This window comes from Gilliamella sp. Choc5-1 (assembly GCF_001690595.1).
In the GTDB taxonomy this organism is placed as follows: domain Bacteria; phylum Pseudomonadota; class Gammaproteobacteria; order Enterobacterales; family Orbaceae; genus Gilliamella; species Gilliamella apicola_M.
Genome location: NZ_LZHH01000086.1, coordinates 35261 through 51174, shown reverse-complemented (window position 1 = coordinate 51174; position 15914 = coordinate 35261). Strand labels below are relative to the sequence as shown.

At 35.0% G+C, this 15914-nt stretch carries 8 protein-coding genes and 1 pseudogene; 5 read left to right on the top strand and 4 right to left on the bottom strand.

Annotated elements, in window-relative coordinates; translation table 11 throughout:
- Positions 1-390: 390 nt before the first annotated feature.
- From treC to treR, 3 genes are all read right to left on the bottom strand, one after another.
- Positions 391-2064 (bottom strand): alpha,alpha-phosphotrehalase, encoded by a 1674-nt coding sequence (treC, locus tag A9G35_RS07710; RefSeq protein ID WP_065636365.1) that lies wholly within the window; start codon positions 2062-2064, stop codon positions 391-393.
- 76 nt (positions 2065-2140) lie between these two features.
- Complete coding sequence (gene treB, locus A9G35_RS07705; protein ID WP_065636364.1) at positions 2141-3568, bottom strand: PTS trehalose transporter subunit IIBC; 1428 nt, start codon at positions 3566-3568, stop codon at positions 2141-2143.
- A gap of 178 nt (positions 3569-3746) precedes the next feature.
- A complete protein-coding gene (gene treR / locus A9G35_RS07700) occupies positions 3747-4709 on the bottom strand; it encodes a trehalose operon repressor TreR (protein WP_065636363.1) in 963 nt (320 codons plus the stop codon).
- Between the two features lie 254 nt (positions 4710-4963).
- On the opposite strand from treR, the gene A9G35_RS07695 reads away from it, so the two are divergent.
- Entirely contained in the window at positions 4964-5599 is a 636-nt protein-coding gene (locus A9G35_RS07695; RefSeq protein ID WP_065636362.1) for an NAD(P)-dependent oxidoreductase, read from the top strand.
- A gap of 156 nt (positions 5600-5755) precedes the next feature.
- On the opposite strand, the gene A9G35_RS07690 is transcribed toward A9G35_RS07695, so the two are convergent.
- Positions 5756-6604 (bottom strand): enhanced serine sensitivity protein SseB, encoded by an 849-nt coding sequence (locus A9G35_RS07690; protein ID WP_065636361.1) that lies wholly within the window; start codon positions 6602-6604, stop codon positions 5756-5758.
- A gap of 372 nt (positions 6605-6976) precedes the next feature.
- On the opposite strand from A9G35_RS07690, the pseudogene A9G35_RS07685 reads away from it, so the two are divergent.
- The 4 genes and pseudogenes from A9G35_RS07685 to A9G35_RS07670 all read left to right on the top strand — a co-directional run bounded on the left by A9G35_RS07685 (position 6977) and on the right by A9G35_RS07670 (position 15885).
- Positions 6977-9557: pseudogene (locus A9G35_RS07685) on the top strand (type I restriction-modification system subunit M).
- Positions 9554-10804 carry a restriction endonuclease subunit S gene (locus A9G35_RS07680; RefSeq protein WP_065636360.1) on the top strand — a complete coding sequence of 417 codons (1251 nt, stop codon included), beginning with the start codon at positions 9554-9556 and terminating at the stop codon, positions 10802-10804. The pseudogene A9G35_RS07685 and the gene A9G35_RS07680 overlap by 4 nt, the downstream one beginning before the upstream one ends.
- A 14-nt stretch (positions 10805-10818) precedes the next feature.
- Positions 10819-13899 carry a type I restriction endonuclease subunit R, EcoR124 family gene (locus A9G35_RS07675; protein ID WP_065636359.1) on the top strand — a complete coding sequence of 1027 codons (3081 nt, stop codon included), beginning with the start codon at positions 10819-10821 and terminating at the stop codon, positions 13897-13899.
- Between the two features lie 738 nt (positions 13900-14637).
- A complete protein-coding gene (locus tag A9G35_RS07670; protein ID WP_065636358.1) occupies positions 14638-15885 on the top strand; it encodes an oligosaccharide MFS transporter in 1248 nt (415 codons plus the stop codon).
- Positions 15886-15914 lie beyond the last annotated feature (29 nt).

Sequence of the window (15914 nt, the reverse complement as noted above, 5' to 3'; positions counted from 1 at the left end):
TTAGATCATTTAACATGCTCTCTATAACACTTTATCTCAAAACAGCCTAATATTGATATTCATCACTTATGCTAATTAATCACTGTTCTAGTTGGATAGATAGACATTCTGATTACCCGTTTTTTATAACAGGAAAGTTATATTTACACATAAAAAGTATGATTTGTCAATCATTTAACGTGATTTAGATTAGCTGTTAATTAACTAACATATAGGAATTGATGACCAATATGAACTATCCACAACTTTTGATGAACAACATATTATTAAGTTTCAATCAAAAAGCCAACGCGATGGTTGGCATTTTCTTATTCCCCAGTTTGTCCAACATTTCTTAATTCAATAGAACAAAATGATTTAGCGTATATTCTAGTAACCTGATGCCACCGATTAACTATTTAGGTGCAACCAATACATAGCCTGATAAGGTTGTAACACCATTTCTGGCTTTAATACAGTTTGGTTTTCATAATTACCTAGTAATCTTTGCCAATGACTATTTTCTAACGCTTTAGGTAATTGCCATTTAACCGTATTTTCGGTCAGATTGGCTATCACGAGTAACGTTTGATTATGCCACCACCTGATATAGCACCAATAATCAGCAATATCTGGCGTTAGATCTTGATAATCACCAAAAATAAAAATCGGGTATTTTTTGCGTAATTTAATTAAGGTTTGATAGCAATAAAATATCGAATCAGGATCATCGAGTGCCGCTTTGACATTAATTTGAGGATAATTATTAGCAACCTCAATCCAAGGCTTACCTTTAGTAAAGCCAGCATTGGCTGAATTATCCCATTGCATTGGCGTTCGGCTATTGTCTCTGGATTTGCTAGCAAGGATTGCTAAAATTTCTGATTTAGGCATACCATCTGCTATTTTTTCTTGATAAATGTTAAGACTTTCCACATCTTTATATTGTGAAATATCAGTAAAATGAGGATTGGTCATACCGATTTCTTCACCTTGATAAAGATAAGGTGTGCCTTGTAAACCATACAGTAGCATGGCTAACATTTTGGCCGATTGTTTGTGATATTGGTTTTCATTACCAAGGCGTGAGACGATACGAGGCTGATCATGATTACACCAAAAAATTGCATTCCAAGCCTTACCGTGCATACCTGTTTGCCAATAGCCAAGGATTTTTTTTAGTTCAAGTAAATCAGGTTTAGCTAGCGTCCATTTTTCCCCATTTGGATAATCAATTTTTAAATGATGAAAATTAAATGTCATGGTCAACTCTTTGCCATCCAATGCGGCATATTTTTGACAGTTTTCTAATGTAGTTGATGACATTTCGCCAACTGTTTTAAGTTGATTGGGTTGAAACACATCACGGCTGATCTCTTGTAAAAATTCATGAATTTTAGGACCATCGGTATAAAATCGACGACCATCGCCATTTTTATCATCAGGAAAATCTTGCTGTTTTGAAACTAAATTAATCACATCAAGCCTAAGCGCATCGACCCCTTTATTCGCCCAAAATTGACACACTTTCTTGATTTCATCACGAACGGTTGGGTTTTCCCAGTTGAGATCGGCTTGTTCTTTAGCAAATAAGTGTAAATAGTATTGCTCCGATGGTTGATGCCATTGCCATGCTTTACCGCCAAATTTTGACCGCCAATTGTTAGGCTCTGAGCCATCAGTTTTAGCGTCTTTCCAAATATAAAATGAGCGATAAGGGCTTGACTTATCTAGGGCCGATTTAAACCATGGGTGCTCTGTTGAAGTATGATTAAACACCATATCCATCATAATGCGAATACCACGCTCGTGCGCTTGTTTAACCAGTAGCTCAAAATCAGCCATTGAGCCATAGCTCGGATCTATATCATAATAATCCGACACATCATAACCGTTATCAATTTGTGGGGATGGATAAATCGGCGTTAACCAAATAGCACTAACCCCTAAATTTTTAAGATAATCGAATCGGCTAATAATGCCTAATAAATCACCTGTTGAACCTACGCCACTGGCTTGGAAACTTTTGGGATAGATCTGGTAAATAGTACCATTTTGCCACCAAGGGATATTAATTTTATTCATTGCTTGCTCTTTATTATTTATTTTTCATAAATTAACCGCTCAATAACAAGAACGGTTAATGGTTATTAGCTCGTGTTTAACGAATATCTAACGTACCTTTTTTAAGTTTTATTTTATACACGATCGAAGTTAAAACAATCGGAACCACAATTGCCACAATCATCGCCAAAGCATAAATCGACCAATATATCGGCTTTATCGATAAAATACCTGGCAAACCGCCAACCCCAATACCATTAGATAACACACCGAATAAACCACAAATTAACCCAGCTAAAGCTGAACCAACCATGGCGCACAGCATTGGGAATTTATAGCGCAAATTAATACCATACATAGCAGGCTCAGTTACCCCAAGATAACCTGATATGGCAGCAGGAACCGACACTTCACGCTCATTATGTTTTTTACTAACTAAAATAATACCCACAACAGCCGAAGCTTGAGCAATATTAGATAAAGCAATAATTGGCCAAATCGGCGTACCGCCCATGCTTTCAGTCATTTGTAAGTCAATTGCAAGGGTTGTATGGTGAATACCAGTAATAACCAATGGTGAATAAAAGAAACCAAAAACAGCAGCGCCAATAAAGGCATAATCACCAGTCATTAAATATTTAACAATAAAAGCAATACCATTACCTAACATTCTTCCAATTGGACCTAAAAGGAAATGTGCTAAAAACACAGAAACAAGAAGCGCAACAATCGGCACAATCACTAGATTCAAGTAATCAGGTACAATTTTGCGTAATCGTGTTTCGATCCAACCCAACGCTAAACCTGCAAAAATAGACGGAATCACCTGCGCTTGATAGCCGACTTTTTCGATACTAAACCAACCAAAATCCCAAACATCAGGTATTTTACTGCCAAGGTCATAAGCGTTCATCAATTGTGGTGAAACCAAAGTGATGCCTAAAACAATACCTAAAATTGGCGATCCTCCCATCTTTTTCACGGTAGACCAACAAATGGCAACTGGTAAAAAGTGGAAAATCGCCTCGCAAGGCAACCAAAGTATACTGTAAATTGGCGCTAGCCAATGATAGGTTTGTATCAGCGGCTTACTATCAATAGTTGGCATTTCGCCAATAATATTACGTAATCCAAGTAATAAACCACCAGCGATTAAAGCTGGTAATAATGGCACAAAAATTTCCGCTAAGTTAGAAATAAACCTTTCAAAAAAAGACATATTCTTTTTAGCTGCAACTTTAGTTTGCTCTTTGCTTGCTTCATCTAAATTTAATTGCTGGATCAATACTTTGTAATAACTATCAACATTGGTACCAATGATAACTTGAAATTGCCCAGCATTATTAAAACAACCTTTCACAAAAGGCAGTTCTTCTATAGATTGGACATCAGCTAGCTTAGGATCAACTAAGGCAAACCTCAATCTTGTTAAACAGTGAGTGACACTGGCAATATTTTCTTTCCCACCAATCAACTCGATTAATTGCATTATCGATTGGCTAGTTAATTGGGAATTTTTAGCCATAAAAGGTCTCCTTTAAATTAGAATTAGCCTTTTTATTTCACTAATAATCTGGCTATTTTAAATATAGATTAAGCATAGATGGAATTAAATAATTAATAAATGGGAACGTTCCCTTTTTTGTGATTAATATCACAAATTAGAGCAAAATAAGCACAAATTAAATAAAAATAACTACTGGTTAGCTTATTAAATGGCAAGGAATAGTGATACTTTTCAGCTCAAACTGATTTTGTAACATATTAAGTAACTCTTGAGCCGCACAACTACCTGCTTTATCAAAACCGAGTTCAACTGCACAAGTCTTAGGGAAAAGAAAACTCAGTAGCTCACTATTACCAATGCTAGCTACGGTAATATGTTCAAGCTGTTTTTCGTGTAAATACTTATTTAATCCTAATGCGATGCTATCTGTTGCACAAACGATAGCCGATGGATTTTTAGTTAACACCAACTGGGCAAGATCATAACCTGAACGATAACTTAATTGACCTAAAACCGCATTGGGGCTAAGTTGATATTGCTGGCAAAAATCCAAATAGGCTTGATAACGCAATGCGCCAGTAGTTTGGTCTTGTTGCTCAACACCAATATAACCAATCTTTTGATGTTGTTGCGATTGATATAAATGAGCAAGCAATAATCTAACTGCACCAATATCATCATAACAAATACAAGTATGATCTTGGAATTTTCTTGCGATCACTACACTATTATTTTGCCAGGTGGATAATAATGACAGCTCTAGTCCAGTAAATGCAAAGATAACTACGCCATCAGCTTGTTTACTTTTAAGCATAGATAAATATTCTTTGACTTTGTCCGTACTAAATTGGCTTTCCATAATGATAGGATCATAACCATGCCGATAAAAAATAGGCAACATACTTTGAACAGCTTGATTTTCAGAAAGAGAATCAAGGCGAGTTACAATAATCCCAATCACTTTATTCCCATAACCACGCATAGCTCTTGCCGATTTAGACGGCGTAAAGTGATACTGTTCAATGATTGCCAAAACTTTATTACGCGTAGCTTCTTTAACCATAGGATCATGATTAATCACTCGAGAAACGGTAGATTTACTTACCGAACAAAGCTTTGCAATATCTTTAATGGTTAAGTTGTTTGAAGATATACTCATAATAATTTAGCCAACAAAAATCAATAAAATCATACTAATCTATTTTATAAAAAATAGCGATTTGAGATTGTTGATATCAGTTTGTTAAATAAGCATTGTTAACTAATAGCTAAAACCAAAATAAGATGTAATATACAATATCAAAAAAACACTATAGCCTTATATTTAGTACCAGCTTTACAGTAGAAAACTAAAGACTAATCTAAAACCATTCTTATATCAGTTAATTCTTAAACGCTTAAAAGGAGCAAAATATGAAAATTGCAGTCATTGGTGCAAGTGGTAAAACAGGGCAGCTTTTAGTAAAAGAGGCGATTTCACGAGGTCATGACGTTACTGCAATTGTGCGTAAGCCAAATCAACATCTTGCTCCAAAAGCAGCAGTGCTAATTAAAGATCTGTTTGAATTAACCTATGCTGATTTAAAACCTTATGATGTGATTATTGATGCATTTGGCACATGGTCACTTGAATCACTGCCATTGCATCAAACCAGTTTAAAACATTTAACTGATATCTTGAGCGGTAAAGCTAATCGCCTATTAGTTGTTGGTGGTGCAGGAAGTTTATACGTTAATCCACAACATTCAATTCGTTTGGTTGATACACCGGATTTTCCTGATGAATTTAAACCATTAGCAACCAATATGGCAAAAGCACTTGATCAGCTTAGAAAATGCAATAATGTGCAATGGACATATTTAAGCCCAGCAATTGAGTTTAACGCTGATGGCGAAAGGACAGGGCATTATATTATAGGGGGCGAAGAAGTGTTATTTAACAGCAAAGGAAAAAGCCAAATTAGTTATGCCGATTATGCCATTGCCATGATTGACGAAGCAGAAACAGCTAAACATATTAAACAACGCTTTACTGTGGCTAGTGAGTGATATTGTTAAGATGTTTAAAAATAACGCATTGTTTACAGTGGTTTCTAAAATTACTTTAAACAATGCGAGTAATTCCTACATCTAATACTAGTTTATTTAAACTTTTCCTAATGCAAACATATGAAAATAGCCATATTTATCGATTTATCTAACAATTTATTTACCAAATAAACGATTAAAAAACCCCTTTCTTTTCTTTTGATAAAATGGTTTTTCATCCTTGATTGCTTGTTGACCAAATTCGGTATCCACGACAATAAAATCAATAAACATATCTTTAGCAAGGAAAGCTTGTGCTGCTTGGCCTAAATCATTAAATATCGCTTTTGTATCTACACCTTTTTGGATATCAACAACAACTAAATAACTTTGTTGCTGATTTTGCACCATTAATCTTAAATAGGCTGCGTTAACTTCTGATTTATTTTGTAAATGCTCTTTGAGCTTACCAACCAATATATGAGGATATTGTTCAGGAGTACCAATAATAACTTCAGTATCTTTAGAAAGATAAATTTCTTTTCCGTTTTCTGTTGAAGGCGAGTTATCAGTAAGTACTTCTGACAACATAGAACGATCTAATTGAAAACTATTGCCAAATGGATTAATAACGACCCCTTTACACCCATCTGAATCGTTAAGTAATGTTTGATAATAGGATAAATCTACAACTAATGTTTGTTGATCTTTAATATTTTGCCATTTTCTTAATTCATTCCAATCAGTAAATGCAGGAAGAGCAGGAAGAGCAGGAAAAAAATTTTTATTTTCAACATTACTGATTGCTACAAAAGAAAGAGTATTGCCTTGTTGCAAGGTAATCGTGTTATCGTCATTACATCCAATATTATCTGGTAAATTCATTGTAATAGGAGCCAATAACTTTGCAGATTTTAAGTGATCAAATAAATTTTTTTTTGTTTCTAACGACGGTGTTTGATTAAATGTTTGTAATGCTTCGATTAATTTTGGATTGGTTACAGGTTGGCTAACATCAAAACTCATAACTTAATTTCCTTATTCATTATTCCTTATTATTTATTAACTGCTCATAACAGAATTTATTTAGTATAATAGAAAAAAGAATATCAACAAATTTTATTTTTTTTCAAAGAATTTATTGTCGATTTTCATTTTTTCAAACTATACAACTTTTCAAACTATATAACAATTCAAGCACCCGATAAAATTTGCTTCCTTGCCTTATAATGTCTAGTTCTATTATGTTTTATACGAATAGGTTTTTTACTTATTTAGCTAGGATTTGAAACTAATTACCGCTAAAATACGACGCTATTGTGTTGGCTATGGGATAAATCAAAAATAAACCGATGATACTTTCATGCCAAAGTAAATGAGTTAATGAGGTTGAACGTTGTGATTACATCTGATGAGATTAAAAGTCGCTTATGGGATGGTGCCAATGAACTGCGTGGTTCGATGGATGCCAGTCGTTATAAAGACTATATGTTAGGTTTAATGTTTTATAAATTTTTAAGCGATAAAACATTATCATCATTTAAAATGATGATAACCAGAGATGAGATCACGCAGTCCGAGCTTATCGCTAATTATCATAAAAGCATGGCTGAACGTGGTCCTCAATTAGAAAGCATACTGCAAAATACACTAGGTTATTATGTTTTACCCGAACACCTTTATCAAACTTGGATTGAAGATATAAATAAAGGCAATTTTGAAGTGCAAAAAGTGATCGACAGCTTAAATCACTTTGAACGTTCAATTGCTAATAGCAAAGATGCCGATGACTTTAAGAATCTGTTTTCTAATTCAACCTTAGATTTAACCGATACCGCACTTGGTAGTAATTTACACGAGCGCAGTAAAAATATTAAAGCTTTAATCTTATTATTTGCCGATCTTGATATGGTCGCTTTACAAAAAGGCGATGTATTAGGCGATGCTTATGAATATCTGATTGGTAAATTTGCTATGGAAGCCGGTAAAAAAGCCGGGGAATTCTATACACCACGCCAAGTAAGTGAAGTAATGGCACAAATTGTTGCCAAAACACCCAATATTCGTTCTATTTATGACCCGACGGTTGGATCTGGCTCATTACTGCTAACAGTTAAAAAAACATCTAACCAAACAAGCGCAACAAAGTTTGACCTATTACGGTCAAGAAAAAAATACCGCTACTTATAATTTGGTGCGGATGAATTTATTACTGCATGAAGTCAAACCCAATAAAATGACCATTAGAAATGGCGATACTTTAGCTCATGATTGGCCTGAAGATCCTGAGCGTCCTAGTGAGGGCGTCCAATTTGATGCGGTAGTCATGAATCCACCTTATTCAGTCAAAAACTGGAATCGCGCAGGATTAAAAGTGAGCGATCCCCGTTTTGAAATAGCAGGCGTATTGCCGCCCGATTCAAAAGGTGACTTTGCCTTTTTATTACATGGACTATTCCATTTAGGACAAAGTGGCACTATGGCAATCGTGTTACCACATGGAATCTTATTCCGTGGTGCAACTGAAGGTGAAATCCGCAAACGATTATTAGAAAAGAATTACATTGATACCGTAATCGGCTTGCCAAGCAACCTGTTTACCAATACAGGCATCCCCGTTGTGGTTTTAGTGTTAAAAAAGAATCGTCAACTGACTGATCCGGTATTAATCATTGATGCATCAAATACCTTTATAAAAGTCGGTAAGCAAAATGTCTTGCAAGAAAAAGACATCGCCAAAATTGTGGATACTTATGTATCACGTCAAGAGCAAACTGGCTATAGCCATTTAGCCACTCGTCAAGAGATTATCGCCAATGAATACAACCTCAATATCCCCCGTTATATTGATGCCATTGATGATGATATTGCTCACGACGTCGAAGGTCATTTATTAGGTGGCATACCACAGCACAATATTGAGCAACTTGCTGTTATCCGTGCCACCACGCCCGACTTATTGCAGGCGGCATTAGCGCCGGTACGTCCGCAATATTTCACCTTAAAAGAAGAGATTAGCGAATTAAGCACTAAAATCTTAAATGATGAACGGATACGACAGCAATCGGCACAATTAGCGCAGCAAACGCAAGCTTATATTGACAGCTATTGGTCACAAATCATTGCAGTTAATGATGCAGAGCAAATTCACCCACTAATGGAAGCGATGTTAAACGACATAAAAAGCCTACTAGCTAGCTTTAATCATCTTGATATCTATGACGGCTATCAGATTATTGCCGAAATTTGGCAAAATGCATTACTCCATGACGCTGAAATTATTGCCGCCACTGATTTTTATACCGCAGCACGTAACCGAGTACCGAATATGGTCAACAAAGGTAGCGGTGCTAAAAAACGGTCTGAGCAAGATGGCTTTATTAGCAGCCTAATTCCAAGCGAATTAATTGCCAGTGAATTATATGCCGATGAGCTAACCAATATCGACAACAATAAACAGCAAATCCAAACGCTAGAAAGCGAACTTGCGGATCTGGTCGAAGCGGCCAAAGTCGAAGACAACCCTGAGTACGATGCGCTGTATGAATCGTTGAAAAAGAACGATGACGACGAACCATTAGACTCATTTGATAATAAAAAACTCAAACAAGAGTTAAAAGATACACCAAAAGATAGTGAAGCCTATGTAATACTTAAAAAAGTCGATAAATTAATCAGCCAAAAATCGACATTAAGTAAAAAAATCAAAACGGAAGAATTGGCATTAAAAGAAGCGGTACAAGAACGGATTTTAAACTTAACGGATCAAGAAATTGACAGGCTAATGTACAAAAAATGGTTTGGCAATACCATTGCGTTACTGAGCGAATTAATTGAAAAACCGATTAAAGCCGAATTAAAAACCCTACAAATGTTAAACGAACGTTATCAAGATACCTTAACTTCGATTGATAAAGAGATCGAACAACTCGAAGCCGAGTTACAAGCGATGATGCAAGATCTGGTGGTAACGCAATGAGTGAAAGTAAAAAATTAATTCCTAGGCGACGGTTTAAGGGGTTTGAGGGTGCTCAAATGTGGGAAAAACTTAGACTTGGTGATCATGCTATTATTAAAGGAAGATTAGGATGGAAAAGTTTAAAACAGGAGGAATATGTAGATCAAGGACCAAGCATGATAGCAGGTAAACATATTACTGAAGGTATCATCAATTGGAATAAAGTTGATCATATTCCACAATGGCGTTATGACGAATCACCTGAAATTATGTTAAAAAATGGAGATATAATTTTTTCAAAAGATGGTTCTTTAGGTAATCCTGCGTTAATAACAAACTTAAATAGTTTAGCAACTATTAACTCTACAATGATGTTAGTTAGATTAAAAAAGAATATTAGTTCAATATTCTTTTATCAGATAATGTTGAGTAGCCAATTTAAAAATCTTATTAGATTAAAAGTATCGGGAAGTAGTATACCTCACTTATTTCAGGCTGATATGACTGAATTTAAATTCAATACACCTGAAGTGAATGAACAAATCCAAATAGGCGAATTTTTAAAAAAACTTGATAACCTTATTAATACTCAACAAAAAAAACTAGAAAAAGCCAAAACCCTAAAATCTGCCTATCTGAGGGAAATGTTTCCAAATGAGGGGGAATTAAAGCCTAGATTGCGGTTTTTATCTTTTACAGAAGACTGGAAATTACAAAATCTAAGGGCTTTGGCACTAATACAAACAGGTTTTCCCTTCAATAGTGATGATTTTAAAATGGATGGTTTATATCTTGTTATTACTAACAGCAATGTTCAACATGAAACCCCTTTTGTTGATAATTCTATAGGTAATCGAATTAATATAAAAAACAAGAATTTTTTTAATAAATACATTCTTAATCAAGGAGATATCCTAATAACTATGGATGGTTCAGTTGGTCGTTCTGCAAAGGTTGCTAATAAAAATATGATTTTAGCCCAACGAGTTGGACGTTTAATTGCTTTTGATAATTCTGAATTCCTTTATCAAGCTTTGAATGCTGGGAGATTTTTAAAATCAATGATTAAAATGGCATGTGGAGGAACAATAAAACATATTTCCCTAGGAGAAATTAGTAGCTTTGAATTATTATCAACTATAAAAGAAGAACAAACCAAAATCGGTAATTTCTTTAAATTACTCGATGATAAAATAGCATTAGAACAAAAAAAATTAGATAAATTAAAAAATATCAAACAAGCTTATTTAAACGAAATGTTTGTATAAAAAGGAGCTAAGGAATGAGTCAGGTTGTAAAAGATGCCGCAGAAAAAACCTTTCAAGAAAATTTTGTCAGGGAATTAGAAAAACAACAATGGCAGGTACCTGACTTTTTAGATGGTAATCGACGTAAAGTAACGGTTAATGATTTAGTCACCCACTGGCGGAGTGAACTTAATCGGCTTAATGCCGATCAACTTGAAGGTGTTGAGTTAACCGATAACGAATTTAACCAAGTAATGGCAAAGGTTAACCAACTACAAAACAGCTACCAAGCGGCAAAATTGCTCGCCATGGAAGAGTCGAAAGGCAAAATCGATGGCATCTATCGCGATGATAATCCGCTTATCACCCGTAAACAAATTACCTTAACTATCTTTAAAAAAGCCGAAGTGCGTGGCGGTGACTCCAGTTATCGCATTGCCCGCGAAGTGCAAACACCTAACGGTAACCGTTTTGATTTGGTGCTGTTAATTAATGGGTTACCGTTAATTAATATCGAACAAAAACGTACCGATAAAAACCTTGACGAGGCATTCGAACAGTTTAAGCGTTATTATCGAGATGGCGAATATAGCAACAATTTTATGGCTTTTTCGCAAATGATGGTAATAAGTAGCGAAATCGAAACCCGTTACTTTGCCACGCCCAAAACAATTAATGACTTTAATCCTAGCTTTGTGTTTCATTGGGCGAATAAATCAAATCAACCGATCAATCATTGGCAACAAGTAATAGAACAATTTTTAATGATCCCAATGGCGCATCAAATGGTGGGCGACTACTTAGTCATTGATGAAGCCAAAGAAGAAGAAAACCGCCGACATATGCTAATGCGCCCTTATCAGGTCTTTGCTTTACAAGCGGTTGAAGGGGCGGCATTTGGTTGGGATAATCCTGACAAAAAACCACATGGCGGATTTGTTTGGCATACTACAGGTTCGGGGAAAACCATCACCAGCTTTAAAACAGCCCTATTTTTATCGACCCGTGCAGGTTTTGATAAAGTGGTCTTTTTGGTGGATCGGCGTGAACTTGATAGCCGTACCAGTGAAAACTTTAAGGCCTATGCCGCTTTTGAGCCAGTAACGGTTGATGATACGCACAGCACCGCGCAGCTTAGAAAACACCTTAGCTCGCCACACAATGGTATTGTGGTAACCACTATCTTTAAACTGCATAATTTGGTTAAAGCCTTAGAGGAAGGCAAGGATAGTCACTTAGCTGATAAAAAAATCGTCTTTATTGTTGACGAAGCGCACCGTTCCACCATGAAAAATATGATGGGCGAAATAAAAAGCCATTTTAGAATAAATGGGCTATTTTTTGGATTTACAGGTACGCCGCTTTTTGACGAAAACAAAATTAAAGGCAAAATAAACGAAAACAGCGAAGTGATTAACACTACCGAAAAGCTATTTGGTCCTAAATTACATCAATATACCATTGATGAAGCCATTGCTGATGGTAACGTGCTTGGATTTCATGTCGATTACATCAATACGGGTGAATTTAGCAGTTATGACAATTTACGCGATAAGCTTATTGAGCGTATAAAAATCGAAAAGCCAGAACAATCCGATCGCGAAATCGCCCGATTAGTACATAGCTGGAGCGAAACCGAAGTTGAAAAGCAAGCCATTGATAAAGCGCTATTAGTTTATCATGATCAAACCCATATACCGCAAGTGGTTACAGAGATTTTAAGCAACTGGCAAGCGCAATCGCAACAGCAACAATTTAATGCTATTTTAACCGTCGCTTATAAAGAGCGGGTGATTGCCTATTATCAGGAATTTAAAAAACAACTTGCAAGCCAACAGCAAAAAATCAATATTGCCATGACCTTTAGCTTTGGTAACGAAAATGATCCAGATAATGTCGATCCCGAAATTATCAGTGCCATGTTTAACGATTACGCTGCATTTACTGGCATTAAGTTTATAGCAGGTGATAAAAAACATGGTGAACAAGCCTATTTTGAGGATGTGGTCGAGCGTGCTACCCGTGGCGGTAGTGGTCGTAATAGTAAGAATATCGATTTAGTGATTGTTGCAGATCAGCTATTGACAGGCTATGATTCTAAACGACTCAATACTCTTTATGTTGACCGCACCTTAAAGCTACAAAATTTAATTCAGGCTTATTCACGCACCAATCGCGTGTTTGGTTCTAGCAAAGAGTTTGGCACAATTGTAAATTTCCAAACCCCTCGCCTAACCGAACAAATGGTTAACCAAGCCCTTGAGCTATATGGTAGTGGTGGTAGCAGTAGCAAAGCGATTGTTGAAACCTATGCCACTGCTGTGCGAATTTTAGCTAACGATTTGGAGCAATTAGTTTTAACCTTAGCCGATCCAACCCAATGGCAATTAATTCAACATGATGATAAAAAACTAACTGAATTTAGCAAAGCATTTAAAATAGCGGCTGATCAGCTTAATATTGTCCAACAATATTATGAATATCAATGGGATAATGCCACTTTTGGTATGACCGAGCACCGTTGGTTGCAATATGTTGGTGCATTTAAAAACTTAACCGCTAAAGAAACTACCACTAAAACGCCAACCATTGTGCCCACTTTAATTGGTAAAACCAAATTAGCAGGCACACAGGTGATTGATGCTGCGCATATCCTTAGCTTAATTGGATCTAAAGTGTCGCATGTTGATGGTGTACAAACCATTAACGACGAAACTAGGCGCATTATCTACGAACAAATTCAAGAATTAAGCCAAATGGGCGAAGATCAGCAAGCAAAAATATTAAAGGAATTTGTCGATACCGAATTATTAACCGGTCGCCTATCTAGCCAAGTCCATTTTGATCAAGCATTTACCAATTGGAAAAACGATAAAATCAAACATGCCGCAAACGAATTTGCCAACGAATGGGGTATTGATAGCAAGCTATTATTACAAGCAATAACGGAGTTTGAACTATCAAAATCAGACATTGTGCCTTATTTTGCTGAAATTATTCAAACGATTGACTTAAGCAAAGCGAATAAAGATATTGATAACTTATTTATGCTAAATTTAGCCTTACATGACGAACTTCCACGTTGGATGACCGAGATTAAACAGCAATTTAGCTAATTACGTTAAAATAAAATCAAACAATTAAAAGTAAAGTTAAAGCTGGTGATATTTTTAGGCGTTTTTCCTTAAATCGCTTAAGCTTTTGTTTTCTCTCTTTTGCACCACTAAATATTTGTTGATTATGCATATCTCAATTCAACGTTCGTATCACGCTTTCGGCTTTTCCATTAGTTTATAGGCTGGTGATTTTTGTCAAAAAGTTTCAGGAGTGCCCTGCGTTTATGTAAAAATGTTAAAAAATCAAATAAATAATAAAAAACAAATATTCTCTAGTTTGCGGTTTTGTTTACCGTCTAAATTTATTTTTAATAGATTTTTTATTTTAAACAAACATTTAAAACCCTAACTCATGGTTTTATAACGTTCATTTTTACTACTTAAAGGGACAAAAATTTCAGCCGGCTTTCTTTAACACGTTATAAATGGTCTAACAACCATTATGCGCTTAGCTAAATTAGTGACAGTTATTTTTCTTTATGATATCAGTGCCCTATTGCTTGTTTGTGATAGAGCGTTAATTTTATTTTTATGGTATTTATAACACGAATTTTTCAAATTACTGTAAATAACCTCATAACTTCCTACATTTAAAATAATAAAAACGCAGATATTTCACTATTACATTGAACAAAATAAATTTGATGCTGATCACATTTATCCAATAAACCTTTTAAAGCTAAATTTTTAGCTCTGCATACTCAGTTGTGTAGTGGTTCACTCTTTCAAGGATAAATTATGACAAATGTATTTTATAATAAACCAACTTATTGGTTTGCTTCATGTTATAGCTTTATATATTACGCAGCTGGTAGCTTTGTGTTTTCTTTTTATGCCATTTGGCTTAGTAAAGAAATTGGGTTAACAGCAAAGCAGACTGGCATCATTTATTCATTTAACTATTTTATTTCATTAATCATTATGATTATTTACGGAATTTATCAAGATAAGTTAGTACTAAAAAAACATCTTATCTGGTTTCAAAGTATCATAATTACCTGTGCTGCACCTGCATTAATTTATGTTTATGAGCCATTATTACGACATAGTTTTTATATTGGTGTAATTTTTGGTAGCTTCTTTTTAGGTTTTGGATGGGTTGCGGGTATGGGGTTAATTGATTCATATTGTGAAAAAATTAGCCGAGCATTTGGATTTGAATTTGGTCAGTGTCGAACTTGGGGGTGTATTGCTTATGCGGTGAGTACTTTTATAGCTGGTATTTTAATTAGTATCAATCCTCATCTTAATTTTTGGGCTGCTTCGATAGTTGGTGTCTGTTTTATGATTCTAAATCTGAATTTTAAACCAGATCTCAGTAAAACATCTGATGTTATATTTCAAAAGAAAGATAAACTAACCTTTAATGAAATTATTTCAGTCTTTACCTTAAAAAAATTCTGGATATTTGTAATTTATGTATTAGGCACTTACAGCCTTTATAATATTTATGATCAGCAATTATTTCCTGTATATTTTACCCAACAATTTAATGATGTGAATGATGGTTATCGTTTGTATGGATTATTAAACTCTTTTCAAGTTTTTTTAGAGGCGGCCGTCATGTTTTGTGTGCCGTTTGTGGTCAATCGTGTTGGTGCTAAAAATGCATTAATTTTTGCAGCATTTATTTCAGCTTCCCGTATTTTCTTAACTGGTCATGTCAATAGTATTGTAATAATTTCTATTATCAAACTCATGCATTGTCTTGAAATTTCAACAATTTTGGTATCAGTGTTTAAATATATTGATAACAATTTCAATGCTCGTCTTTCTGCAACAGTGTTTTTAATTGGTTATCAAGTTGCTGGATCTGTTGGTGTGATTTTGTTCTCAACTTATGTGGGTAATACTTACGATACATCTGGTGCAGCAACAACATTCAATAATCTTGGCTTGGTAGTTTTAGGATTTATGATTTTTGCCATTATCTTTTTAAACCGTGATAGAAAATTGGTTAATCAAAACATAAGCAATATTAAATAAAACAAATCACTTTTAGACATGAATAAATA